We start from the raw sequence: 24,325 nt of genomic DNA, 5'->3' as shown, positions 1-24,325 counted from the left end.
GTCACTCCCTCAGCTCGTGAAAGGCATCCGGACCGGGCCGGACGTAGGCGGCGGCGAGGTTTCCCCCCTCGTCGGCGGCCAGCAGCAACGACCGCCCGTCGCCGTCACCGCGCGGCCTGTCGCACAGCTGACGCGCCAGCCGTAGCATCGGCGCGACGCACCCGGCGCCGGACGGCTGCACACTGCTGACGCTGTCCCGTCCCACCGCCGTCACCACGGCCCCGGCCACGGCCGAGCCGTCGCCGACGAGATGCACGGGCAGGTCCGGTCGTTCGGCTCCGGTGACCGCCTCGACCAGCGAGGTGATCCGGCGGCCGATCTCGGGCGCGCCACCCGACTCGCGGACGAGGTCCGGGGGCACGAACCCGGTCCGGACGCGGCAGCCACCGACGGTGCCGGGCGGGGCGGGGGAACCGGAGGCGACCTGTTGCAGGACGAGCACCACGGCGCCCTGCTCACTCTGGCCGACCCGGGGCGCGTCGTCGGACAGCCGCTCCTCGGTGGCCGCGGCGAGCACCACGTCGGCCCGTCCGACCGCGAGTGCCCGCCCGCCCACCTCCACCGCCTCGAGACCGGCGACCAGCGGCGAGGTGAGCGTCAGGCTGAACCCCTTGAGACCGTGCTCCGCGCACAGCCGACTGGCGAGGACGTTGACCGCGAAGAGCGGCGCCGTGGCCGGGCTCAACGCTTCGGCGCCCTGCTCGACCAGGGTGTGGTCCATCCCGGCGAGAAGCGCAGCAGCGCCGTTGTTGGAACCCACCGCCGCGGCCCGCCGGGCGGCGGGCACATCCGTGAGCCCGACCACGTCGGGTACGGCACGTCGCGCCGCCGCCAGCAGGTACTGCGCCGCCGGCGGCAGGTAGCGGTAGCCGCGGCGCCCGAGTTCGGAGTTCGTGTCGAACCAGGGACCCGGGGCGGGATCGTCGGGCCGGGCCGTCAGCGGATCGTCACCTCCCGGGGTGACCACGCCGACGCCGGTGACGGCGATCCAGCCGACGGGGTTCATGCCGACGCCCCGGACTCGATCACGAAGGACGTGTTGTTCCCGCCGAACGCGTACGCGTTGACCAGGAGTCGTCGGGCGGCCAGCGGTGCGGGGGTGTGCGGCAGGAACACCTTGCACTCCGGGTCCTGGTCGTCCAGTGGCACGTTGGACGGCACGGTGCCGTGGCGCAGGATCAGCGTCGCGGCGACGGCGGCCAGCGCGGCGGCGGCGCCACCGGTGTGCCCGATCAGGGCCTTGAGGCTGTACAGCGGCACGTCCAGCGTCGCCGCGCCGAGCAGCTGTCGCAGCGCCTGACTCTCGACCACGTCGTTGAGCTGGGTCCCGGTGCCGTGCGGGATGACGCACCCGAGCCGTCCCCCGGTCACACCGGCGTCGTTGGGCGCGTCGCTGTCCAGCGCCTCGCGCATCGCGCGAACGATCTGTTCGGCGCTCGGTTCCGGGGCGGTCGGGTGGTAGGCGTCGCAGCTCCACCCCGAGCGGCCGAGCGTCGCCAGCGGCACGGCGTCGCGGGCCGCGGCGTGCTCGGCCGACTCCAGCACCAGCATGGCGGCGCCCTCGCCGAAGACCGTGCCCCGGCGGTTCCGGTCGAAGGGCCGGCACCGGACCGGGTCCGCCGCCCGCATCCGGTCGAAACACCCGACCGCGACCCGGGAGTACGCGTCGGCGCCACCGGCGAGCACCAGGTCCGCCTCGCCGACCCGGATCATGTCCGCCGCGATGCCCAACGCGTAGCCACTGGCGGAGCAGGCGTTGCTGACGCTGGTGTTGGCGCCGGTGGCCCTCAACCGGTCGCCGAGATAAGCCGCCACCGAGAAGATCGGTTCCGGACCCGGAGTGCCGCCGGCCGCGCGCGTCTGCTCCTCCCGGCCCGTCTCCCCCATGCAGGTGCCGACGACGACATTGAGCGGCGTGGGGGGCCGGGTACCGGCGGGCAGGCCCGCGTCGGCCAGAGCCTCCGTCGCCGCCGCGACGGCAAGCCCGGACGCCACACCGGGCGCCGGCGGCAGCGAGTCGGTCGGCGCGAGGTACATGTACGGATGCTGGCCCGGAGCGTACGGGTCGGGGAGCCGGTCCGGCAGGCGAACTGGCGCCCGACACATGGCCTGCCACAGCGCCGCGGAGCCGACACCGTGGCAGGTGACGGCGCCCACGCCGGTGATGACGACATCGCTCATCCCCGTGGCTCCCCGGTGGCCGTACGGCCCCGATCCCGCACGGCGGTGGCCCCGGCGGGCGGCGATGACAGTGCGTTCAGCATGCGCTCGTCGAACTCGACCAGGTGCCAGTCCCGTCGGTTCTCGATCAGGGCGTACCCGTGGGTGATGTGTCCCACCGCGACGAGTCGCCGGCCGTGTTGGTCCTGGACGTACCAGTCGAGTCGGGCGTCGTAGGTGAGGCCCTTGAAGACGTTCTGCACGGTGAAGACGAGGTCGAGTTCCTGCTCCATGCGGACCTCGTCGAGGATGGTGACGCGCGAGCGGGGCACGACGGGAATCCAGTCCTGCTCGTCGAGCAGCGTCCGGATCGAGATGCCGCGCTGCTCGAGGAAGAGGTCCACGGCCTCCTCCATCAGCCGCAGGTAACCCGACATCTGCAGCCGCTCGGTGAAGTGGCAGTAGAAGTACGGGATGCGCCAGCTCCAGTGGAACTCGTTGCCGCCCGGCGCGGTCGCGAATTTCCGTTCGGTTCGACGGATCGCCGGCGTGGTGATCGGTCGCAGCTCCGGCGGCGCCTCGGGCGTGTCGCCGCTGTCGCGGCGGAGCACGACCCGGACCCGCGCGGTGGCCGCCCGGATCGGCTCGTCGCCGTCCACGTGCAGGACGACGGAGAAGGCAAGTTCACCGTCGACCGGGTCGAGCGGGGTCACATCCGCCAGCACCACGTCGTCGATGTGGAAGGCGTGCAGCACGCGGGTGTCCAGGTCGACGAGATCCACGCCGAGGCCGTACCGCTCGTAGAGCTCGCCGGGTGCCAACCCACCGCTGCGCAGATGCTCCAGCACCGCCTCCTCGACCAGGTAGTTGACGTGCTTGAAGCCGATCCAGGTACAGATGTTGGCCCCTTCGTACCGGGGTCGCAGCCGCGTCCGTGTCCGCTCGCGCAGTACAGCGGCGAGGTTCGGTCCGGCGATGTGCGTCGTGGTCACAGCAACTCCAGGGGTACGTCGACGATGGGCAGGGGGGACGGCGGCGCGTTCACCGCGAGGAAGTCCTGGACGACGGAGGTGAACCAGGGCGGGTGTTCCGCCATGGCGAAATGGCCGCTCGCGGCGACCCGGGCGAGCCGGCCCGCCGGTAGGGCCTGGGCCAGCGCCTCGACGTCCTCGATGGGCACGGCGATGTCCCGCCGGCCGCCGATCACCAGGACCGGGACCAGCACCCCGGTCAGATCCAGGAACGGGGTACGCAGGTAGGCGTCGAAGAACCGCATCCACCCGTACGGGCCGATCCTTTCCCGAAGCCGCAGGGCCATCCGCTCCACCACCTCGTCGGCCGGAGGTTGGGCGGCGGAGACCCGGATCCCTTCGGCGAGGATGCGGTGGAAGTTGTTGAGGTAGAAGCTGATGTCCGACCAGTCGAAGCGGTCTGGTGTGGCCCGGTAGAACGGTGAGACCAGAACGACCGCCTGCAACCGGTCCGGTACCCGTCGGCAGAGCAGCTCCAGCAGCGCGTTCGCGGCGAACGAGTGGGCGATGACCACGTCCGCGCCACGCGGCACCCCGGCGAGCGCCTCGGCCACCACGTCGGTCGTGGTGCCGCCGGCGGCCTGCCAGCGTGGGTCTCCCCCGGATGCCCAGGGCAGCTCGGCGCCCCACAGTTCGATCTCGGCGGGCACCCGCTGGGCGAACGGTCGCCAGATCGTCGGGCTGCCGGCGAGGCCGTTGAGCAGCAGCACCCGCTGACACGAGAGGCCCCGTGCGGGCCGCATCCGGTGCACGCGGACCGGTTGCCGGGCTGTGGCCACCGGCCCGGACACGGGCGCCATCGCCGGATCGCCGGGCCACCGCGGGACGGTCATCGGAAAGCTCCGGCGGTGAGGACCAGGGCGGACGTGGCGTCGTCGAAGCGGCCGGGGGCGGTGGTGGGCGCACCGACGCCGGCGGTGGCCAGAACCGATCCGGGTGTCCCGTCCGCCAGCCAGGCCGCGCCGGCCGCGCACTGCAGGACGCCGAGGGCGCCGGAGCTGCGCCCGAGCACGGCGGTCAGGTCCAGCCGCGCCGCGGCAAGTACCGCCGACGGCAGCGTGCCCGGGTTGTGGGGCAGGCCGTCGGGTTGCTCCGGCGGACACCACAGTCCCAACCGCGCGTCTGGCGGGCACACCGCGCGGGTCGCCTCGTCGTGGGAGCCGGCACGGGCGTACCGGTCGACGGTAGCGAGGACGCGGGCCTGCCGGGCGGCCGCGACACGGGCGTCCTCCACGACCAGCCCGACCGCGCCGTCGAAGAGCAGGGCCGATCCGGACGGCCCGGGTCCGACGGCGTCCCCGCGATCCGCCGCGGCCAGCCGGCGCACCGGCTCGGTCACCGGCTCGACCCCGACCACCAGCATCCGCTCGACGCGCCCGGAGCGGATCATCGTGCGCGCCCAGTGGACGGCGTCCAGCCCGGAGGTGGGGCCGTTGCAGAAGGTCAGGTTGACCCCGCGCAGGCCGTAGGTGATCGCCAGCCAGGACGCGATGACATTGCTGGCCGTGTTGGGCAGCAGCATCGGACTGGTGGCGAGGTACGTCTCGTCCGCGATGGTCCGCACGGTGTCGCAGACAGTGTCCACGTTTCCCAGGTTCGAGCTGACCACGACGCCGGTGCTGAGCTGCGGCGGTATTGCCCGATCGGACGGCAGTCCGGCGTCGCGGAGCGCGGCCTCGCCGGCGACGAGCCCGAGCCGGGTCGCACGGTCCTTGTAGCGATGTCCGCGACCGGTGATGCGCTCGGCCGGGTCGTCGTCGCCGCGCACCGGGTCGGGGCCGAGCAGGTCACCGACGCCACCCACACCGGCGATGGCGGTACCGATGCCGGTCACCACCACGGGATCGGACATCTAGCTCACCTTCTCCACGATGGCGACGGCGTTCAAGCCGCCGAATCCGAAGGAGTGGACCTGCGCGGTGCGTACCGGCGCACGCAGTTCGCGGTCGGCCACCAGTCCGAACCCGGCGACCTCCTCGATTGGTCGGACCAGGCCGACGACGGGCGGTATCCGGCTCTCCCGCATCGCGCGGACGGCGACGACGAGGCTGTGCAGCCCGGAGGCGCCCGCGGTGTGCCCGGTCATCGACTTGATCGCGGTCATCCGGCAGGATCGGACGTCGTCGGCGAAGACCGACCGCAGCGCCTCCGCCTCCGCCTCGTCGTTGCGGGGGGTACCGGTGCCGTGAAGCATGACCAGATCGATCTCGGCGGGTTTGGTGCCGGCCCGACGGTGGGCGTCGGCGATGACCGTTGCGATGCTCTCCGCGTCCGGGGCGGACGGGTGATAGGCGTCGCAGTTCAGCCCCACGCCCCGGACCCTGGCGTGGCGCTGGCCGCCGCCCGGGCCGTCGGCCTCGCGGCGCAGCACGACCGCCACCGCGCCGTCGCCCTGCAACATGCCCCGACGGTCCCGGTCGAACGGGCGCACCGCTTCGGGAGGGAGCGGGTAGACCCGGTCGAGCATGCCGTAGGTGCTCTCGGTGATGGTGTCCACACCGGCGACCACGACGGTGTCGGCCTCACCGAGGTCGATCATGTCGGCGGCCAACCCCAGCGCGTAGAGCGACGCCGAGCAGGCGTTGGCGACGGTGTAGGTCCGGGTCGCGCCGAAGCGGCGGCGCAGGGCGGTGCCGAAGTGCAGGTCCCGTAGGTCGAAGGGGACGTCGTCCCGCCAGCACAGTTCGACCGAGCGCAGCTCCCGCAGGGTGGTGCCGATCAGCACCGGCACGTCCGACAGGTCGTCGTCGAGGCCGGCGTCGGTTAGTGCCTGCTGCACCGCCTGTTCCAGCCATCGGGTCGCCCGCAGCGTCAGGTCCTCCCCCGACGGTGGGCGGTCGTCGATCTCGTAGGCGTGCTGGGCCCTGAAGCGGGTCGGGTCGAACCCGCGCAGTGGGCCGACTCCGCTCCGCCCGGCGCAGAGCGCGTCGAAGATGGCGGGGACGTCGTCGCCGACCGCGGCTACCGCGCCCATTCCCGTGATCAGTGCACTCACCTGCGACCTCCCGCGTTCACGCCGCTACTCCGGCGTCCGGTCGGCAACGGCCGAGGATGAGCACCGCGTTGTTGCCGCCGAAGGCGAGCGCGTTGTTCTGCACCACCCGCAATTCCGCTTCCCGGGCCTGGTTGGGCACGCAGTCCAGGCCACACTCCGGGTCGGTCTCGACGTGGTTCACCGTCGGCGGGATGAAGCTCTCCGAGATCGCCAGGGCGCAGGCGGCCGCGGCGAGGGCGCTCGCCGCGCCCATGGTGTGGCCGATCATCGCCTTGACCGAGATGGTGGGCGGAGGGCTGTCACCGAAGACCCGCCGGATGGCCGCGGCCTCGGTCACGTCGTTGGCGCGGGTGCCGGTGCCGTGGGCGGAGATGAAGTCAATCTCCTCGGGCTTGACCCCCGCGTTGTGCTGCGCCAGCTCCATGCACCGCGCGATGCTGTCCCGATCCGGGGCGACCGGGTGGTGGGCGTCGCAGTTCAGGCCGTACCCGAGTACCTCGGCGTAGATGCGGGCGCCCCGCGCCCGCGCCGACTCCAAGCTCTCCAGCAGCAGGATGCCGGCGCCCTCCCCGGTGAGGATGCCCCGCCGGTTGCGGTCGAACGGCTGACATGCTTCAGGAGCGATGGTGCCCAGGCGGTAGAAGCCGGTGAAGGTCTTGCGGCAGAGGGCGTCCGCACCGCCCACCAGCGCGACGTCCGCGTCACCGAGGCGGATCGCGTCGTAGCCGTGTCCCACCGCGTAGTTGCCGGCGGCACACGCGGTGGGGATGGTCAGAGTCTCCACGTCACTCAGGTCCAGTTCCCGCACGATGCTCGTGGAGAGGCGCACCGCGGGCACGCGGGCGGCGACGACGGGATCCAGCTGTGGATAGCCCTCCCGCACCTCGGTCTCGGTGAGCCGGTCCAGGTCGTGGGACTCCCCGTCGGTGGTCCCCACCGAGACGAGCGCCCGCCTACCCTGGAGCACGTCGAGGGGCAGACCGGCGTCCTCGACCGCCATCCGGGCCGCCGCGACCGAGAACTGACTCGCCCGGCCCAGACTGTCGGCCGGAGTATGCCGCAACCACCGACTGGCGTCGAAGTCCTCGATCTGACACCCGTTGGCGTACGCGAAACCCTCGGTGTCGAAGGCCGTGATCGGCTTGGCACCGGTCCGGCCGTTACGCAGGCCGGCCAGGAAGTCCGCCGCACCGATGCCGATGCTGCTGACGACCCCCAGCCCGGTCACCACCACCTGGGTGGGTCCGCTGCGATCTTCAGGGTTCTCCATGGCCTCCCCGTCCACTCGTGCCCCGGCAGCTCGGATCAGCGGCTCGCTTCCGCCTCGGCGACGACGGCGCGTACTCCGTTGAGGTTGACCATCCGGCTCAGCTCGGCCTGGTCGATGGTGATGTCGAACTCGCGTTCCAGCGCCGCCAGGATCTCGATGGCGCGCAGAGAATCGGCGCCGTGGTCCTCCTTGAACAGGCTGGTGTCGGTCACGTCGGCGGGTTCCATCTCGAGGACGTCGCAGACGATCTCCTTGATCTGCTGATCGCGGCGGCTGTCCCCGACGATCTCCGGTGAAGTGCTCACATTCCCTCCCTGGATCCTGACGGGGTCGACAGGTCGTTCCCCGGCTGAACAGTGGCGACCTCTTCGACCAGCCACTCCATCGTTTTGATCATTTCTGCCGGTCGCATGGAGAGATCCAGGACCAGAAGCGAGACACCGGCGTCGCGGTAGGCGTCGAACTGGGCGGCGACTTCCTCCGCCGATCCGGTGATGCTGATCCGGTCGGACATGAAGTCCATGACCGGGAACGGAGGCACCAGGCCCCGACGGACCGTCACCATGATCTCCGCCGGGTCCCGTCCCGCCTCGTGGCTCAACCGGGCCAGCGTCTCGCGAGCGGCCAAGATCTCGTCCGGGTACAGCTCGTGGGCCAGCCAGCCCTCGCCGAGCCGGGCGACGCGACGCAGCGCGTGCTCGGTGTTCCCGCCGACGAAGACGGGCGGGCCGGCCTCGCTGTGCGGGCGGGCCGCGAGCCACATGTCGTCGAAGTCGACGAAACGTCCGTGGAAGGAGACCGGCCGCTTGCCGCGCCACAGCGTCCGCATCACCTCGATGTACTCGTCGGTGCGAGCCCCCCGCTGGCGACGGGGTACGCCGACGATGGCGAACTCCTCGTCCATCCAGCCCAATCCGGCCCCCAGGATGATCCGGCCCAGCGAGAGCTGGTCGAGGGTGGCCAGCTCGGAGGCGAGGATGACCGGGTTGCGGTAGGGCAGGGCGAGCACGTGGGTGCCCACCTTAATCCGCTCGGTCACCCCGGCCACCAGGCCCATCAGCGTGAGCGGCTCCAGCCACGCGACGCCCCAGTTGTACGCGTCGGCGGTCTTCGCCCGGGGATACAGACAGCTGCCGTCACGCTGCTTCGGAAGTGCCACGTGGCTGCTGATCCAGAGCGAGTGGAAGCCGAGTTCGTCGGCCGCTTCGGCGACGTCGATCAGGTACCGACGGCGTCCGGGCGGTCCGACCGTCGGCAACGACAGGCCCAGCTGCATCATCACTCCTCAAAGGTCGGGTGGCTCGGCATGGTCACGGTCAGCACCGGACGGGCCGGCGTTTTCCGGGGGCGACCATCGGCCGCAGTGCGGTGACGACGTCGAACGGCCCGGGTACGACCAGATCCGCCCAGCGCCCGGCATCTGGGGTGGTGGGCGCGACCGCCACCACCGTCGCCCCGGCCCGACGTGCGGCGGCACCGAGTTCCGCGCCGCCGGTGGCCACCACGACACCGGCCGCCGTCCCCGAGCGGGCCAGAGCCAGCCCGATCAGGACGTCCCACCGGCAGTCGTCCGAGCCGTAGGCCCGAGCGTCCGACAGGTGCCGGTCGAGGCCCGTCGCACGGAGCTTGAGCAGCGCGTTGGGTCGCACCGAGGCGGCCACGACCCCCTGCTTCAGCCCTGGACAGTGCCGCGAGACCAGCTCGACAGTCTCGAGTCCGACACCCGGTGGCCCGTCGACGTCCGCCGGGCGCAGTCCCCGTTGACGCAGGACGAGAGCGAGGGCTGCCAGAAGCCTGGGCAGGCTGCTGGCCCGTTCACCGTCGCGTCCCGACCGATCCAGCAGGTCGACGGCCACCACCGGGTCGGTGCGCCGGTCCGGGCGGTACAAAATCCTCGGCGCCGGCCGACCGAGCTCCCGGGCCAGCGCCGTACGGTGCACTTCGCGGTCCAGTTCGGGCGTGGGCACGAGGGTGGCGAGGTCCCAGAGCAGCAGCGGCGTCGTGAGCAGGGGCGGCGACGTCGGACGTATGCCACCGGCCAGCAGCCCGACAGGCGTGTCCGCGAAGCGCAACGTACGCGGTGACGCCAACGCCACCCGTCCGCTCTCCGGCCAGGAACCCATCACCCCTCCTCCTACACACCGCCGCCCGCCGCCCGTCAGGACGGACGTTCGAACCAGTGCTCGAATTTGGCCGCGTAGAGCGTGTTGCCGGAGAGCTTGACCTTGCCGCGCAGGAACGCCTGCATGCCGTTGATCCGTCCGGTCACCAGCCGCAGGAACGTGGGAAGCTCCACCGTCGTGGTGAGCTGCGGAGACTCCACCTGCCCCCGACCGGATTCGCAGACGCCGTCGTGGATCCGGACGAAGTACTCGTGCGGGCCGTCCGGCGTCTTGATGACATACTGGAAGTCCGCCTGCTGGCCCTTCGCCCGGTCGGCGCGGAACACGTCGGGCATGTTGCCGAAGACCTCGTCGAGCAGCCCGCCGACGCCGCCCTCGTGCTCCTGGGCGAAGGCGAAGACGTCCGACTCCGACCGGGAACCGGCCGCCTGCCTGATCCGCTCGAACCTCGTCGTGTCGATAGCCATCGAAGAGGAACTCCTTCCGCTCGGTTCCGGTTCGGGGTCGGCGACCCCTGGTTACTGAAGACCACCATCAGCGGCGGGCGGGGCACAGCGCCGAGAGGGCAGTGCTTCCGCGCCCCCCGTGCTGAACGGTCCGGGACACCGAAGAGGGCACCCGATCGGCCCCCCTCTTCGGGGTTCACGCCCCTCTGCCGACGCTGGTTGGCTGCCAATGGTCAGCACGCACCCGACAGCACTCCGGTGGATGGCGCCGGGGCGGGCGGAACGCACCGGAGCGGAGGCACGATGTACGACGTCATCGTCATCGGGGGACGCTGCGCTGGATCCCCGCTCGCGATGCTGCTGGCCCAACGCGGGCACCGGGTGCTCGTACTGGACCGGTCCCACTTCCCCAGCGATCGGCTGTCGACCCACTACGTCCAGCCCAGCGGGCTCGCCCGACTGCGGCGCTGGGGGCTGCTGGACCAGCTCGCCGCGAGCGGCTGTCCGCCGATCAGGGAGGCCCGTTGGTGGTTCGATGACACGCTGGTCAGCGGTTTCGCGCCGCCGGTCGACGGCATCGACATGGCGTACGCCCCGCGACGCACGGTGCTCGACGCGCTGCTGGTCGGCGCGGCACGCGACCGGGGTGTCGAGGTACGCGAGGGGTTCACGGTACGGGAGCTGCTGTTCGACGGCGACCAGGTCTGCGGCGTCCGCGGCCGGAGCGCGGGCGGGGCGGACGAGACGATCCGGGCCACCGTGGTCGTGGGCGCGGACGGCCGGCACTCGATGGTGGCCCGCGCGGTGGGCGCGGAGAGCTACGACGAGCGGCCCGCCTACACGGTCGTCTACTACACCTACTGGCACGGGCTGTCCGCGCACCGCCGGAACCGCAACGAGGTGTTCATCCACGAGGACACCCAGGTCGGGGTGATTCCCACCCACGACGACGCCTACCTGATCCAGGCGGCCCGGCCGCACTCGTTCGCCGCGACCTACCGCACCGACATCGAGGGGCACTACCGCCGAGCGATCCGCGCCGCGGCTCCCGCCCTGGACCGGGAGCTGGACGGCGCCACCCGGGTGTCGCGGTTCCAGGGGACGGCAGCGCTGCAGAACTACTACCGCCGCCCGTACGGACCCGGTTGGGCGCTGCTCGGTGACGCCGGCTTCCACAAGGATCCGCTGACCGGCCAGGGCATCAGCGACGCGTGGCGGGACGCCGAGGCGCTCAGCGCGGCACTGCACGCGACACTGACCGGCGCCCAGGAATGGGACCAGGTGATGTCGGAGTACGAGCGCCGGCGCAACGCCGAGTCGGCGATGATGTACGACTTCACCTGCGAGGCGGCGAGCTTCGAGTTCGACCCGATGACCAAGCATCTCGTCCAGGTCCTCGCCACGTCGCCGGAGCACGCGAACCGCTTCTTCGGCGTCATCGCCGGAACCGTGACGCCGGAGGACTTCTTCTCGCCCGACAGCCTGCTGGACATGCTCGGGCGGCTGCCGGAGGACACCTTCGCCGACGAGGGCGACCTGGTCGGTTGAAGCCCCACCCGCAACCAGGGAGACGACCGTGAGCGGCACCCCGACGTCGCAGCTGACCCCGCCCGTCCTCGATGATTTCGACCCGTACAACCCGGTCTTCCGCGCGGATCCGTACCCCGAGTACGACCGCATCCGCGAAATGGGAGGCCCCGTCTACTGGGAGTACCTCGACTCGTACCTCGTCGCCTCGCACGCGGACGCGACAGCGGTGCTGGCCGAGCCGGGTCTGCGGGTCCAACCGCCACCCGAGGTGGCCGAGATGCTGCTCTCCATGGTGCCGACCGAACTGCACCCGATGCAGCAGACCCTGCTGTTCCAGGACCCGCCGGACCACACCCGGCTGCGGAACTTGACCCGGCGGGCGTTCTCGTCGTCGGCGATCGCCGGTGCGCTCGCCGAGGCTCGGCGCACCGCCCGGACGATCCTCGACCGGGCGGTGCGGTCGGGCAGGCTGGAGGTGGTCGACGAGCTCGCCTTCCCGGTCTCCCTCCAGGTGATCGGCGACCTGCTCGGGGTGCCCCGGTCGGACCTGCCGCTGCTCAAGGAGTGGGGGCAGGCGCTCTCCCCGGCTGCGGACATCCCGGCCGCGGCCGGCTCACTCGAGCGGGCCCTGGAAGGCTTCCAGGCATTCGACGACTACTTCGGCCGGCTGGCCGAGCGTCGCCGCCGGGACCCGGGCGAGGACCTCTTCACCGCCCTGGTCCAGGCCGAGACCGAGGGGGTCATTTCCCGTGCGGAGCTGCACGCCAACGCGATCCTGACGTTCATTTCGGGGCACGAGACGCTTGTCGCCTTCGCCGCCAGCGCGTTCCTCTGCTTCCTGCGTCGTCCGGACCAGCTCACCCTGCTGCGCGAGCGGCCGGAGCTGGCCGCCAACACGGTGGACGAGGTGCTCCGGTACGAGAGCCCGCTCCAGCTGGCGACCGCCGGCGGAGGTCGGTGGACGCGGGAGGACCTCGTGGTCGGCGACCACGTCATCCCGGCCGGGCAACGGGTGCTCGTCCTGCTGGCCGCCGCGAACCGCGATCCGGCCGTCTACACCGACCCGCACCGCTTCGACATCCTGCGACCCGGCTACCGCCACCTCGCCCTCGGGCACGGGCTGCACTTCTGTGTGGGCGCCGTGCTCGCCAGGCAGCAGGGCAGCATGATCATGGAGGAGCTGGCCGCGACGCGGGCCGAGTTCGAGGCAGGGCTGACCGAGTTGAGCTGGATGCCGTTGTTCATGCAACGCCGGCTGGCGACGCTGCCGCTGCGGGTCCACCCGCGCTAGGCCGTGTCTTCAAAGGTTCACAACCATTGGAGTAGGGCGGCGATGGTGACGGTGGCCTGGTACGAGGTCGCGGTCTTGTCGTATCGGGTGGCGACGCTGCGGCACTGCTTGAGCCGGTTGAAGCAGCGTTCGACGACGTTGCGCCGCTTGTAGAGCTGCTTGTCGAAGGCCGGTGGCCGGCCGCCGCGGTTGCCTCGTCGGCGGCGGTTGGCCTGCTGGTCGGCGCGCTCAGGGATGGTGTGCCCGATGCCGCGCCGGCGCAGGGCCGCCCGGATGGCCTTGGAGCTGTAGCCCTTGTCGGCAATGACGTGGTCCGGGCGGACCCGGGGCCGGCCGGGACCTGGTCGCTCGACACGGATGGCGGCCATGACGTGGATGAAGCGGGTGCAGTCGTTGACGTTGCCGCCGGAGAGCACGAAGGCCAGGGTCCGCCCGAGGCCGTCGCAGGCGAGGTGAATCTTGGTGGTCAGTCCACCTCGACTTCGACCGAGGGCGTGATCTTGTGGTTCGTCCGATTCTCCGCGCCCCCTTTAGCGCCGGCGGCATGCTGGTGGGCTCGCACGATGGTCGAGTCGACCGACACCAGCCAGTCGATGTCCCCGGCGGCGTCCGCGTCGGCCTGGATCCCGGCGAGCATCCGCTCGAACGTGCCATCGAGCGCCCACCTGCGGAAACGCGTATAGATCGACTGCCACGACCCGTACCGGGCCGGCACATCACGCCACGCCGCCCCGGCCCGGATCTTCCACACGATCCCGTTGAGCACCCGCCGGTCATCGACCCGCGGCCGACCACCCGTCACCGCCGACGGCAGATACCTCGACAGGGCTTCCCACTCGACGTCAGACAACTCGTAGCGACGACCCACGCGCTACATCATCCGACACCAAGATCCTTTGAAGACACCGCCTAGAGCCTGTTCTCCAACGGCGGTCGGGCCGAGGCGGAGCCCGGGCGGCGATCCAACAAGACGCGGTTGCGTCCGGACACGACACCGGACGCAACCGCGACGCCGCGTGTCGTCGTTCGGGGCCGCCGCAGGCCGGCCAGTTCTTGTGCAACGGGCCCTGGGCGTACCCCCACCCGGACCGGTCAGTCGACCTCGTGGCGGCCGGCCCGCCGGTGGCGGTGGGCGGTCACCCAAACGCCTTCCCCCGCCCACGATGTCGCGGGCGGGGGAATCAGGTCGTACGCACCTCGGCGGTCAGATCGGCTGGTCGCCGCCGGAGCGGGCGCGCGCGGCCTCGGTGCGGGCGATCAGGTCGTCGGTGAAGAACTCCTGCCAGGTGTACATTCCGGCGATCAGCCCGAAGAACCTGTCGACCTGCTCCTGGTCGCCCTCGATGACCCGCAGCACGTCGAGCAGCTCGGGCATGGGCTCGAGGCGGGCCGCCTGGAGGTTGAAGTAGTACTCGGGCATGGCGTCCTCGTCACGGCGGACGCCGAACCGCTCGAGGGCCGGTTCGAGCGGACCGTCCTGCGACAGGGCCGGGATCAGGTGCTCGGCGAGCAGGTCGGCATGACGGACGGCGTCGCTGATGCCGAACGCCCCCACGGGGTCCTTGTGGAATCCGGCGTCACCGACGAGCGCCCAGCCCGGACCGGTGGCCTGCCGGAAGAAGTTCGGCAGCCGGCCGGTCCCGACGAACCGCTCCTCGCGACGCCCCTCGCGCAGCCGCTCCGCAAACGCGGGAGAGGCCACCTCCAGCGCCTTCCAGTAGTTGCCCTCGACGTCCTTGCGGACGTCCTCGAACTCCTCGCGCGGCCACTGGATGCCGACCATGACGCGCCCGTCGTTGGTGGGTACGACCCCGACGGCGCGCCGCTGGTTGACGTAGACCTCGTAGTCGGCGGGCACCCCACTCCAGTACGTGTAGTACAGGCAGCAGAGGGTGGGCACCTCCTCGTACATCGGCGCCTCGACGCTGCGGGCCACCACGGAGTCGATGCCGTCCGCCCCGATCACCACGCGGGCCCGCTCGGTGAAGGGGGTGCCCCGGTCGCTGCTACCGATCACGCCGACAACCCGCCCGTCCTCCCAGAACAGACCGTTGACGTTGACCCCTTCGCGCACCTCGGCGCCCGCCGCGCCGGCGGCCCTGACCAACATCGTGTCGAGCACGTACCGACGGGGTCCGTAGGCGGCGCGGATGCCGTCGACCGGCGGCGCGCAGCCGGTCACCGAGAAACCGGACAGCGTCCAGCGGGCCACCTCCAGCGGCGGACAGCCACTCTGCTGCAGCTCGTCGAGGAGACCCCAGCGGGCCAGCCGAGCGATCGTGGGCTGGTGGACGTAGTGCGTCGACATGGTGTCGCTTGGGAAGGTGGCGCGATCGAGCAGCAGCACGCGGTGGCCGGCTCGGGCGAGGAGCATGGCCGTGGTGGATCCGGCGCACCGGGCGCCGACCACGATCGCGTCGTACATGGGTGGTCCTCCTGCCGATAAGCGGGGATGGTCCGGATCGGATGTCCGTCGTCAGCGCAGAACGGCGGCGACCGGCCGACGAGGGCTCGCCGCCGCCGGCCTCGTGGGGTATCCGATGCGGAAGGTGACTAGCGCCTGGGCAGCCGGGTCGTCGACCAGGTCGGCGAGGATCCGCCCGAACCGCGCGGGCGCCCCGGTCTGCCGCTCGCGGTCGGCCCGCACGGTGAGCATGTTGAGGTGCCCAACGGCCAGCCCGCGCGAGGTGGCGAAGAGGTGGATACGCTGCAGCAGCCGGCCACCGTTGATCCGGTCGACGACGTCGCTGGCGTCGGGCACGGTGACGATCGCGAACGCCGCCGCCGTGGGTACGTGCACCTTTCTCGTCTGGCGCAGCCAGAAGCGATCGGCCATCCGGCGGGAGGGTGCGGGCAGCCACCCGCCGATGCGGGCGAGCAGCGGGTGCATTCCCTGCGTCGCCGTGGTCAGCCCGTCGGCGTGGCGTTGCACCTCGGCGTCGGTGCCGCGGAACCAGACGTGCCCGGCGCGGGACTGCTCGTCGTCCTCGATGACCGCCTCGGTCGCCGCCACCAGCGCGTTGCCGACACGACGGCGCTGTTGCGCCGTGGTGAACCAGCGGATTCCGGTGCGCGGCAGGTCGACGGCGCCCAGGCCGCTGATCTCGGCGATCAGTTCGTCGGGGAGCGCCGCGTTCCGGAACGGCCCCCGGTTGGTGTGCCTGGCGGGTATCGCCTGGTACAGTTCGGAGACGTCCGGCGTCCCCGGGCGCAGCAGCATGGTCGCGGCGTGTTCGGGTTGGTCCGGGTCCGGACGGAGTTGGATTTCGGGCGACCATCCGCTGGCCCGCGCCGCCAGGACCATGTTCTCCAGCGCGCAGCCGAGGCCGACGTCCAGCTCGCGGTCGAACGGATCGAGCGCGCCCTGGCGTCGGGTGAGGTCGGCGAAGAGGTCGATCCGGTCGGGGGCCACGCGGAATGACCATGGTTGGACGTTGCGTGCGTTCGCCGCGAGGATCGCCGCCGCGACCAGCACGGCCGGTCCCTGCTCGTCGCGCCAGGTCTGCCAGGGCGTGAACGGGGAGCCTCGCTCAGGCTGTGCTGGATTGAGCGCCGTGAGATCCATAGCAGCAACACTGCGCGGTCGTGCCGGTCACCGGCAACGCCCTTCAGGCCGCGAACGTGGGGTACCCGATCGGTCAGCGCGGGTGGCCCTGTCCGGACGTGCGGGAATCTCCAAGAGTGGGGGGATGACTGACACGGTAATCGACGACACGGATGCGCCGGAACTGCACCTGATGAAGTTCTTCGATCCTGAGTCCCGACCCAACCCCTACCCGTCGTTGCGCCAGATCCGCGAGGCGTCCCCCTTCATGGCGATGAACGGCAACCTGATGGTGCTCGCCCGGCACCAGGACGTCGAGCGCGTGCTGCGGCATCCCGCCGCCAGCGCCGACCGGAGCCGGTCGAAGATCCTGAGCAGCCAGGCCGTCGAGTCCCGGCGGGAGGTCATGACCTTCCTGGACCCGCCCGATCACACCCGCCTCCGAGGGCTGGTCTCCAAGGCGTTCACCCCGCGCATGGTCACCAACCTGGAGCCCCGGGTACGCGCCGTGGTCGACGAGCTGGTCCGCGATGTGGCGGCGCACGGGTCGCCGGTCGACGTGCCGAGCGTCTTCGCGTATCCGGTCCCGGTGAAGGTGATCTGCGAGCTGCTCGGGGTACCGCCGGAGGACCACCGGGTGTTCGGCCAGTGGTCGTCGATCCTGGGTCGGGCACTGGATCCGCTGATGGCGGCCAACCGGGACGAGGACGTGGACCGGGAGGACGTGGAGACGCGCGCCGCGTTCTACCAGTACTTCCGCGATCTCATCGCCAAGGGCGAATGGTCGGAGGAACACCTCCTGCCCCGGCTCGTGCGCGCCGAGGCCGAGGGTGACCGGCTGACCGAGACGGAACTGCTCGCGACCCTGGCCCTGCTGGTCATGGCCGGCCACGAGACCACGGCCAACCTCATCTCGCACGCCATCCTGACCCTGCTGCGCCACCCCGACCAGCTCGCGATGCTGCGCGAGGACGTCAGCCTCATCCCGGGCGCGGTCGACGAGATCCTGCGGTACGAGCCGTCGGTGCAGATGTTGCACCGGATGGCCGGCTCCGAGATGACCTTCGACGACCTCACGGTGCCCGAGGGGATGGACCTGCTGCTGCTCACGGCCGCCGCGAATCGCGACCCGGACGTGTTCGAGGACCCGGAGCGCTTCGACATCACCCGCCGTGGAGAGAACCGGCTTAACCACCTCTCCTTCTCCGCCGGTCCGCACTTCTGCCTCGGCGCGAATCTGGGGAGGCTCGAAGCGGAGGTGGCGATCGAGGCCTTCGTGACCAGGTTCGAGAACGCGCAGCTGGTAGAGGAGTCGCTGGAGTACCGCCCGCACGTCATCCTGCGCGGGCCGGAACGCATGCAGGTGTCCTTCTCGGCCATCCGCTGACGGCCCTGGGTACCGGGCCGGCCGGACGGCACCCACGCGAGTCACCCCTTTACTTCATGTTGGCCTGAACTGCAAGACTGTCCGCAGACGGCCGGATCCACCGGGCCCGCAGGTGAGTCGAGGTGTCCAATGGCAACGCTGCGTGACTTCGTACATCGCTCTACGCGGCTGCTCGGCGGCCGCCACCAGCACGGGGCGGCGGACCCCAGTGGAATGGGGATGAATGCCGAAACCTACGACCGCCTGAGCGGTCGGATGCTCGCCGGGCTCTACGACCGGGTGGCCCGTGACGTGTGCGAGGTGGCCACCGGCCCCGTCCTGGACGTCGGCACCGGGCCGGCACGGCTGCTGCGGACGGTGGCGTCCCGACGGTCCGACCTGCGCCTCACCGGGGTGGACGTCTCACCGCAGATGGTCGCCGCCGCGCGGGAGCGGGTCACCGAGGCCGACCTGACCGACCGGGTCACCGTCGACGTGGCCGACGCCACCGCCCTGCCCTATCCGGACGGCTCGTTCGCGGTGGTGGTCTCCACCCTGAGCATGCACCACTGGCCGGTCCTCATCGCGGCGGTCAGCGAACTGCTGCGGGTGCTGCGGCCCGGCGGTCGCCTGCTCATCTACGACTTCCGGTCGGCGCAGATGGAACAGGCGGCACGCCTCATCGGCACCGACGCGTCCGCCACGTCGCGGGTCACGCTCGACCCGGTACCCCTGAGTCGGTGGCTTCCCGTGCCACTCTTCGCCCGGCTGAGCGCCGAGACCCAGCCGGACAATTCGCCGACAGATCACTAGGTGACCTGTCGGCTACCCCTGCCGACCCGGTTATCCGCGTCTGGCTCCCACCCCTTGACCGAAAGTTGAATGTCGGCCATGACTGATCACAGTGAATTCGGACCAGAGTCGTACGGCGAGCGCATGGCGGAGATCTACGACGACTGGGTGGTACAGCTGCAGGACGACACCGAGCAGACGGTCACCTTCCTCGCCGACCTGTCCAAGCAGACGGCCGCCGAGACCGGCGCCGGGGACCTGCTCGAACTCGGCGTGGGCACCGGCCGGGTGGCGCTCCCGCTGGCCGCCAAGGGGTTGTCCGTCACCGGAGTGGACGCCTCGGTGCAGATGCTGAACCTGCTGGCGGGCAAGCCCGGCGGCCAGCAGATCGAGCGGGTGCTGGGTGACTTCACCGACGTGCGTGTCGACCGGAAGTTCGGCGTCGTCTACATCGTCTTCAACACCCTTCTGAGCCTGCCCAGCCAAGAGGACCAGGTGCAGTGTCTCCGCAACGCGGCCGAGCACCTGGTCAGAGGGGGCGCCCTGGTGGTGCAGGCGTTCGTCCCCGACGTGGCCCGGTTCGAAGCCGGCCGCAGCAGCGGTCAGGCGATGGAGGTCGCCCGCAAGGAGAGCACCAGCCTGCTGCTGAGCGTCGCCAACCACGACCCGGTGACGCAACGCATGTGGCCGCGCTACGGGCTCAAGAAGGAGGACGGCGTCCAGGAGTACCCCCTTCAGTTCCGCTACGTCTGGCCCAGCGAGCTGGACCTCATGGCTCGGCTGGCCGGCCTGAAGCCGGAAGGCCGGTGGGGCGGCTGGGAGGGCCAGGAGTTTACCGGTGAGTCGCCTTGGCACGTGTCGGTCTACCGCCGGGTCAACTGACCCCGCCGACCACCAGGAGGCGCACCAGTGCAGGGCAATCGACCGTCACGGCACACCGTCATCGTCGTCGGCGCCGGCTTCGCGGGCCTGGCCGTGGGCATCCAACTGAAGCGGCGCGGGATCGACTCGTTCCTCATTCTCGACAAGGGTGACGACCTGGGCGGCACCTGGCGCGACAACGTCTACCCGGGTGCGAGCTGCGACATCCCGTCGCACCTCTACTCGTACTCCTTCGCGCCGTACCGCGACGCGTCGGTGCGCTACCCGGCCCAGCCGCAGATCCTCGACTACCTGCGAAGCTGCGCCGACCGGTACGGCCTACGGCCGCATATGCGCACCGGCGTGGAGATCGAGTCCGCCAGCTACGACGACGGCACCTGCACGTGGAGCTTCAGCGCGACCGACGGTACGCGCTTCGAGGCCGACGCGGCGGTCTTCGCCCTCGGGCAGCTACACCTGCCCAACGTTCCGGCCATTCCCGGGCAGGACGACTTCGCGGGCACCTCGTTCCACTCGGCGAAGTGGGACCCCCGGGTGGACCTGACCGGTCAACGCGTCGCGGTCATCGGAAACGGGTCCAGCGCGGCACAGATCGTGCCCGGCATCGTCGACGAGGTGGCCGAGTTGCACGTGTTCCACCGGTCGGCCGCGTACGTCATGCCGAAACCGTCGCCGGAGTTCCGCCCGTCGTTACGCTCCGCGCTGCGCGTGCTGCCCGGGTTGCACCAGGCGTACCGGTCGATGCTGTTCTGGCGCTCGGAGCTGGTCCTCTTCTCGGCGCTGCGCCGGCACCGCATCGCCGGTGTCCTCGCCGCCGCGACCCGTAAGCACCTGCACGACCAGGTCAGCGACCCCATCCTGCGCGAAAAGCTCACCCCCGACTACCCCATCGGGTGCAAGCGGCTCCTGCTCGCCAGCGACTACTATCCGGCCCTGAGCAAACCGCACGTCGATGTCGTCCGAGACGCGATCACCCGGATCACCGCGGACGGCATCCACACGGCCGACGGACGGGAGCGCCGCGTCGACACCATCATCTACGCCACCGGCTTCCGCAGCACCGAGTTCCTCGCCTCCGTCGAGGTGACCGGCGCCGACGGGGTCCGGCTGCGCGACAGGTGGAAGCAGGGGGCGTACGCCTACCTCGGCATGATGGTCGACGGCTTTCCGAACATGTTCCTCATGTACGGCCCGCACACCAACCTCGGGCACAACTCAGTGGTGCTCGCGCTCGAGTCGCAGGCGGACTACATCGCCCAGTCGGTGGTGGCGTCGCGCGACCAGCGCGCCGGCGCGTGGGACGTCCGTCCGGAACGGATGGCCGAGTGGCGCCGCTTGGTCGACAGCGCCCTCGACGGGATGGTGTGGGGCGACCGCTGCACCAGCTGGTTCAAGGACGCCAGCGGACGGGTCTCCACGAACTGGCCCTACCGGACACCCCGCTACCAGCGGATGGTGCGCCGACGCAACCCCGACGACTTCCGGCTCCGACACGCGCGGCGGACCGTGGAGCCGGCGACGTAGCCTGCTGGCCCACCGCTGCGGCGGCGGCCGACGGAACTCCGGCCGGGACGGTCATCCTCCGGTCTGCCGGCAGAGCTGCTCGATGACCGTCGCCAGGGTCACGTCACCGACCAGTCCGGCGGCGATCAGCAGTGCGCAGGGCATGTGCCGGTACACCGCCTGCCGCCCGTCGTGGCGGGCCACCCGCCCCTCGAGTTGCCGTACCCGGGCTTCGAGGATCTCCGCGGTGTGCATGCCGGCGACGGCCGCATTGAACTTCGGCGCCGAGGCGACCTTCAACAGCGCGCCCGCGAGCACCTGGCGCCGGGATCGGGACAGCGCCGCACGGTCGGCGGCCAGTTCCTGGCAGAGCAGGTGGTGCCGGAGCATGCGTCGGCTACCGGGCAGGTACCACACCAGGGCGGAGAACAGCCCGAGCACCAACCGGTTCAGAGGGTCGAGCCGCTCGGCGTGGTGCCATTCGTGCCGGAGCACCACGGCAAGTTCGGCCTCGGTGGCGACCGCGACGAATCCGCTGCTCAACAACACCCGGGGCCGTAGGAGACCGTAGGTCAGCGCGAACGCGCCGCGCGAGTCGACCTGCACGATCCGATTGGTAGGCAGGACGCCCTCAGCGGCGCGCAGCAGCCGGGGAGCCGGCGCCATCCGGTGCACGGCCACCCACCCGGACAGGCTCAACATCCCCATGCACTGACGCACCAGGGTGAACGCGCAGCGGACGATCCCCGACACCGTCAGCACGATGCCGACGGCGGTGAGGATCTCGACGGCCAACCTCGGCAGCCCGCCGCTGTCACCCGCGGCCCCCGGCTCGAACGAGGCCACCGCCCGGCTCATCTCGGTCACCAGGTAGCCGAGCACGACGAGCACCGTCGTCAACTGGGCCACCCGCGTCAGCGGGTATCTCCACCGGCCCGAGCAGCACATCCTCAGCTGCCTCCCTCAGGTCTGGTCGCCGTTTGCCGCAGGTGGCGGACGGGTCGCTCAGAGCGCTTATCCGCCGGCGTCCTCATCGCGTATCAAGCGACTCAGGCGGGACCGGATGCCGAGTTCGGCGGAGTACATGTCGACGAAGTGGGCGACGGCCATCTCGCCATGGTCGCGGATCACGTCGCGCACCGCCAGCTCCGCCGCGTCGGCCACGACCGCCTGGTAGACGTACGCCCGGCCATTCATCTCGCGGACCAGGATGTCCCGCTCGGCGAGCCTCGCCAGCACGGTCATGATCGTCGTGTAGGCGAGCGGTTCCGGGCGGGCGCGGTTGAGACGCTCCTGCACCTCCCGCACCGTGAGCGGCCTCGGCGCATCCCACAGGGTTTCCAGCACCTCGGCACCCAGGGTTCCTAGCATCCTGCTCAGCTGGGACGACATGAGCACCCCACCCTTCGTACCGGATATACCTTGCCGACAAAGGTAGCCGCTTCAGCCGGCGTTCTGCATGTTGGCGACGACCGGTTGGCGACGCATGAGCGCCTCCAGACGCACCACGCCGAGAACGGCGACCGCGAATCCGTACCAGAGCAGGTCGTGCCAGATCTCCCTCGACCGGCCCTGTCCGTGCAGGTACATGTCCCACCCGAAGCCGAGGAGCTGGGCGCCCCCGCCCACCAGCATCAGCAGGCCGGCGATCCGAAGCCCGGGCCGGGTCAGCAGCCAGGCGCCGAGTGCGGTCAGCATGGCGGCACCCAGGTAGATGCCAAGGTGGATCTTCCACAGCTCCCGCGGTGGTTCTGGGACGAATGAGACGTTGCGGGCGTGCCAGTAGGTGTCGAACGCCTGTCCGAAAAGGAACACGACGACACCGGCGAAGACGGCGGCACGACCGAGCGCGGGAACGGTCGGCACAGCGGCACTCCCTTCCAGGGGCGTAGGAACACATCGAGCCTCGCAGCACGAACGGCCCGTGGACACGCTCCGACGACCACCACGATCGGTCCAGCGAGAAGGCCACTCCGGTCGGGCACACCCCACCCTGACCCGGTGGCAGCACAGTCCGAGGCTGGCATGACGGCGGCCGGGAAACCACGCTGCCCCGATGGACGGTGTCATCAATCTCGCACACGTCACCGGCTCCGTGGACGACCCGATCCCACTTTCGTATGCGTTGGTCGCCGCGTGCGCAGCCCTCTACGCCTCCTTCGACGTTCTACGTCTGAGCGGACGCAGAGCCCCTGCGGAACACGCGGAACGTCCGCTGCCCGACCTGGTGCGGTCCATCGTCGACGAGCCCCCGTTGCGCGTGGCGGCGGCGCTGCTCGGCGTCGGTGCCGCGACGTGGACACTCGGTACGCTCTGGGCCGGCCCGGCGGGCCCGGACAACCCGGCGCTCGGGGCGGTGTTCGGCGTCTTCTGGGTCGGCCTGGTGCCGCTGTCGCTGCTGTTCGGCGGGGTGTGGCGGCAGCTGAACCCGATCCGGACCGCGCAGACGCTCATCTGTCGGGTCGTCCGGATCGACCCCACGCGGGGAAGGCTCCGCCTGCCCGACCGGCTGGGTCACTGGCCGGCCGCCGTCGGCCTGTTCGGCTTCACCTGGTGGGAGCTTGTCTCGCCGGCACGGCAGCAACCCTCGTCGGTGGCCGCCTGGCTCACCGGGTACGCCCTCGTGCAGCTCGCCGCCGGCCTGCTGTTCGGCAACCGCTGGTTCGAGAAGGGGGACGCGTTCGAGGTCTACTCCGACCTCGTCGGACGGATGTCCCCGATCGGGCGGGACGTGGACGGCGTGCTGGTGCTGCGGCGCCCACTCGTCGGTCTGGCGTCCGTCCCCGTCGCCCCCGGGCTCCTCGCCACCGTGGCGATGCTGCTCGGCGCCACCTTCTACGACAGCCTCAGCTCCGGCGCCTGGATGCGGACGCGCCTGGAAGACGCCTCGCTACCGATGCTGTGGTCCACGCTGGCCCTGCTCGGCACGGCAGCCGCGGTGTACGCGCTGTTCGTCGCCGCGACCGGGGTGGCCGCCCGGCTCGGCGGGGTCTCCCCCGCCGTCCTCACCGGACGGCTCACGCCCAGTCTGGTGCCCATCGCGGCCGGCTACGTCGTCGCGCACTACTTCACCCTGTTCGTCGTCCAGGTCCAGAGCCTCGGCGGTGCGGGTCACAGCGGCGACGGCGAGGCTGCGGAGGCAACCGCGTGGGTGCCCCCGCAACTGCTCGTCTCTCTGGTGCAGGTGGCGGCGGTGATCGTCGGGCATGTGGTAGGCAGCGTCGCAGCGCACGTCCACGCGGCCGGCGTCCTGCCGCCGGCACGACTCACCCGGGCGATGGTGCCCATGCTGGTGTGCATGGTGGCGATCACCTTCACCGGCCTCGCACTGCTCTGGGCGGCCTGACCCGCGCGGTGGCCGCCGGGGCCCGGTGGCGCCCGGTCGCCCGGGC

At 71.0% G+C, this 24,325-nt stretch carries 24 protein-coding genes; 7 read left to right on the top strand and 17 right to left on the bottom strand.

The window, feature by feature from the left end:
- Nucleotide 1 precedes the first annotated feature (1 nt).
- Genes O7604_RS19970 through O7604_RS19920 form a run of 11 tightly spaced genes read right to left on the bottom strand, consistent with a single transcriptional unit; the run spans nt 2 to nt 10,046 of the window.
- The gene (locus tag O7604_RS19970; RefSeq protein ID WP_281577357.1) at nt 2–1,006 is read right to left on the bottom strand and encodes a beta-ketoacyl synthase N-terminal-like domain-containing protein; all 1,005 of its coding nucleotides are present in this window, start codon (nt 1,004–1,006) and stop codon (nt 2–4) included.
- Entirely contained in the window at nt 1,003–2,181 is a 1,179-nt protein-coding gene (locus O7604_RS19965; RefSeq protein ID WP_281577356.1) for a beta-ketoacyl synthase N-terminal-like domain-containing protein, read from the bottom strand. Before O7604_RS19965 ends, O7604_RS19970 begins: the two co-directional genes overlap by 4 nt.
- Entirely contained in the window at nt 2,178–3,152 is a 975-nt protein-coding gene (locus O7604_RS19960; protein WP_281577355.1) for a thioesterase, read from the bottom strand. Before O7604_RS19960 ends, O7604_RS19965 begins: the two co-directional genes overlap by 4 nt.
- Complete coding sequence (locus O7604_RS19955) at nt 3,149–4,024, bottom strand: alpha/beta hydrolase (protein ID WP_281577354.1); 876 nt, start codon at nt 4,022–4,024, stop codon at nt 3,149–3,151. The genes O7604_RS19960 and O7604_RS19955 overlap by 4 nt, the downstream gene beginning before the upstream one ends.
- Nucleotides 4,021–5,043, bottom strand: coding sequence for a beta-ketoacyl synthase N-terminal-like domain-containing protein (locus O7604_RS19950; protein WP_281577353.1), 1,023 nt, complete (start codon nt 5,041–5,043; stop codon nt 4,021–4,023). The genes O7604_RS19955 and O7604_RS19950 overlap by 4 nt, the downstream gene beginning before the upstream one ends.
- Entirely contained in the window at nt 5,044–6,186 is a 1,143-nt protein-coding gene (locus tag O7604_RS19945; protein ID WP_281577352.1) for a beta-ketoacyl-[acyl-carrier-protein] synthase family protein, read from the bottom strand. It abuts the gene before it with no gap.
- A gap of 16 nt (nt 6,187–6,202) precedes the next feature.
- Nucleotides 6,203–7,456, bottom strand: coding sequence for a beta-ketoacyl-[acyl-carrier-protein] synthase family protein (locus tag O7604_RS19940; protein ID WP_281577351.1), 1,254 nt, complete (start codon nt 7,454–7,456; stop codon nt 6,203–6,205).
- A gap of 35 nt (nt 7,457–7,491) precedes the next feature.
- Nucleotides 7,492–7,761, bottom strand: a complete 270-nt coding sequence (locus tag O7604_RS19935) for an acyl carrier protein (protein ID WP_281577350.1) — start codon at nt 7,759–7,761, stop codon at nt 7,492–7,494.
- Nucleotides 7,758–8,732 (bottom strand): LLM class F420-dependent oxidoreductase, encoded by a 975-nt coding sequence (locus O7604_RS19930; protein WP_281577349.1) that lies wholly within the window; start codon nt 8,730–8,732, stop codon nt 7,758–7,760. Before O7604_RS19930 ends, O7604_RS19935 begins: the two co-directional genes overlap by 4 nt.
- Nucleotides 8,733–8,772: 40 nt before the next feature.
- Entirely contained in the window at nt 8,773–9,579 is an 807-nt protein-coding gene (locus O7604_RS19925; protein WP_281577348.1) for a hypothetical protein, read from the bottom strand.
- Nucleotides 9,580–9,614: 35 nt separating this feature from the next.
- A complete protein-coding gene (locus O7604_RS19920; RefSeq protein ID WP_203174977.1) occupies nt 9,615–10,046 on the bottom strand; it encodes an SCP2 sterol-binding domain-containing protein in 432 nt (143 codons plus the stop codon).
- 282 nt (nt 10,047–10,328) lie between these two features.
- On the opposite strand from O7604_RS19920, the gene O7604_RS19915 reads away from it, so the two are divergent.
- Together O7604_RS19915 and O7604_RS19910 are read left to right on the top strand one after the other, a co-directional pair.
- Nucleotides 10,329–11,573, top strand: coding sequence for an NAD(P)/FAD-dependent oxidoreductase (locus O7604_RS19915; protein ID WP_281577347.1), 1,245 nt, complete (start codon nt 10,329–10,331; stop codon nt 11,571–11,573).
- 28 nt (nt 11,574–11,601) lie between these two features.
- On the top strand, nt 11,602–12,846 hold the full coding sequence (locus tag O7604_RS19910) for a cytochrome P450 (protein WP_281577346.1): 1,245 nt from the start codon (nt 11,602–11,604) through the stop codon (nt 12,844–12,846).
- Nucleotides 12,847–12,863: 17 nt separating this feature from the next.
- Here the strand turns inward: O7604_RS19910 and O7604_RS19905 are convergent.
- The 3 genes from O7604_RS19905 to O7604_RS19895 all read right to left on the bottom strand — a co-directional run bounded on the left by O7604_RS19905 (nt 12,864) and on the right by O7604_RS19895 (nt 16,411).
- Nucleotides 12,864–13,714 (bottom strand): IS5 family transposase gene (locus tag O7604_RS19905; RefSeq protein ID WP_281577345.1). Its coding sequence is split into 2 segments (ribosomal slippage): nt 12,864–13,376 and nt 13,379–13,714, totalling 849 coding nucleotides; the frame shifts between segments, so codons are not numbered across the junction.
- 336 nt (nt 13,715–14,050) lie between these two features.
- Entirely contained in the window at nt 14,051–15,271 is a 1,221-nt protein-coding gene (locus tag O7604_RS19900) for an NAD(P)/FAD-dependent oxidoreductase (RefSeq protein ID WP_281577344.1), read from the bottom strand.
- A gap of 51 nt (nt 15,272–15,322) precedes the next feature.
- Nucleotides 15,323–16,411 carry a hypothetical protein gene (locus tag O7604_RS19895; protein WP_281577343.1) on the bottom strand — a complete coding sequence of 363 codons (1,089 nt, stop codon included), beginning with the start codon at nt 16,409–16,411 and terminating at the stop codon, nt 15,323–15,325.
- Nucleotides 16,412–16,535: 124 nt separating this feature from the next.
- On the opposite strand from O7604_RS19895, the gene O7604_RS19890 reads away from it, so the two are divergent.
- The 4 genes from O7604_RS19890 (at nt 16,536) to O7604_RS19875 (ending at nt 20,954) form a co-directional block, all read left to right on the top strand.
- Nucleotides 16,536–17,777 carry a cytochrome P450 gene (locus O7604_RS19890; RefSeq protein WP_281577342.1) on the top strand — a complete coding sequence of 414 codons (1,242 nt, stop codon included), beginning with the start codon at nt 16,536–16,538 and terminating at the stop codon, nt 17,775–17,777.
- A 219-nt stretch (nt 17,778–17,996) separates the two neighbouring features.
- Complete coding sequence (locus O7604_RS19885) at nt 17,997–18,569, top strand: class I SAM-dependent methyltransferase (protein ID WP_281577341.1); 573 nt, start codon at nt 17,997–17,999, stop codon at nt 18,567–18,569.
- 78 nt (nt 18,570–18,647) lie between these two features.
- A complete protein-coding gene (locus O7604_RS19880; protein WP_281577340.1) occupies nt 18,648–19,430 on the top strand; it encodes a class I SAM-dependent methyltransferase in 783 nt (260 codons plus the stop codon).
- Between the two features lie 27 nt (nt 19,431–19,457).
- Nucleotides 19,458–20,954, top strand: a complete 1,497-nt coding sequence (locus O7604_RS19875) for an NAD(P)/FAD-dependent oxidoreductase (RefSeq protein ID WP_281577339.1) — start codon at nt 19,458–19,460, stop codon at nt 20,952–20,954.
- Between the two features lie 51 nt (nt 20,955–21,005).
- Here the strand turns inward: O7604_RS19875 and O7604_RS19870 are convergent, their stop codons facing one another.
- From O7604_RS19870 to O7604_RS19860, 3 genes are all read right to left on the bottom strand, one after another.
- Entirely contained in the window at nt 21,006–21,842 is an 837-nt protein-coding gene (locus tag O7604_RS19870) for a M56 family metallopeptidase (protein ID WP_281577338.1), read from the bottom strand.
- Nucleotides 21,843–21,947: 105 nt separating this feature from the next.
- Nucleotides 21,948–22,304: a BlaI/MecI/CopY family transcriptional regulator gene (locus tag O7604_RS19865; protein ID WP_281579988.1), complete on the bottom strand. Its 357-nt coding sequence runs from the start codon at nt 22,302–22,304 to the stop codon at nt 21,948–21,950.
- 72 nt (nt 22,305–22,376) lie between these two features.
- Complete coding sequence (locus O7604_RS19860) at nt 22,377–22,799, bottom strand: hypothetical protein (protein WP_281577337.1); 423 nt, start codon at nt 22,797–22,799, stop codon at nt 22,377–22,379.
- 361 nt (nt 22,800–23,160) lie between these two features.
- Between O7604_RS19860 and O7604_RS19855 the strand changes: the two genes are divergently transcribed.
- Nucleotides 23,161–24,279 (top strand): hypothetical protein, encoded by a 1,119-nt coding sequence (locus O7604_RS19855; protein ID WP_281577336.1) that lies wholly within the window; start codon nt 23,161–23,163, stop codon nt 24,277–24,279.
- Nucleotides 24,280–24,325: the final 46 nt, after the last annotated feature.

Origin of the sequence: Micromonospora sp. WMMA1947, from assembly GCF_027497355.1 — a bacterium.
Lineage (GTDB): Bacteria > Actinomycetota > Actinomycetes > Mycobacteriales > Micromonosporaceae > Micromonospora.
This window is presented reverse-complemented; position numbering and strand designations above follow the sequence as displayed.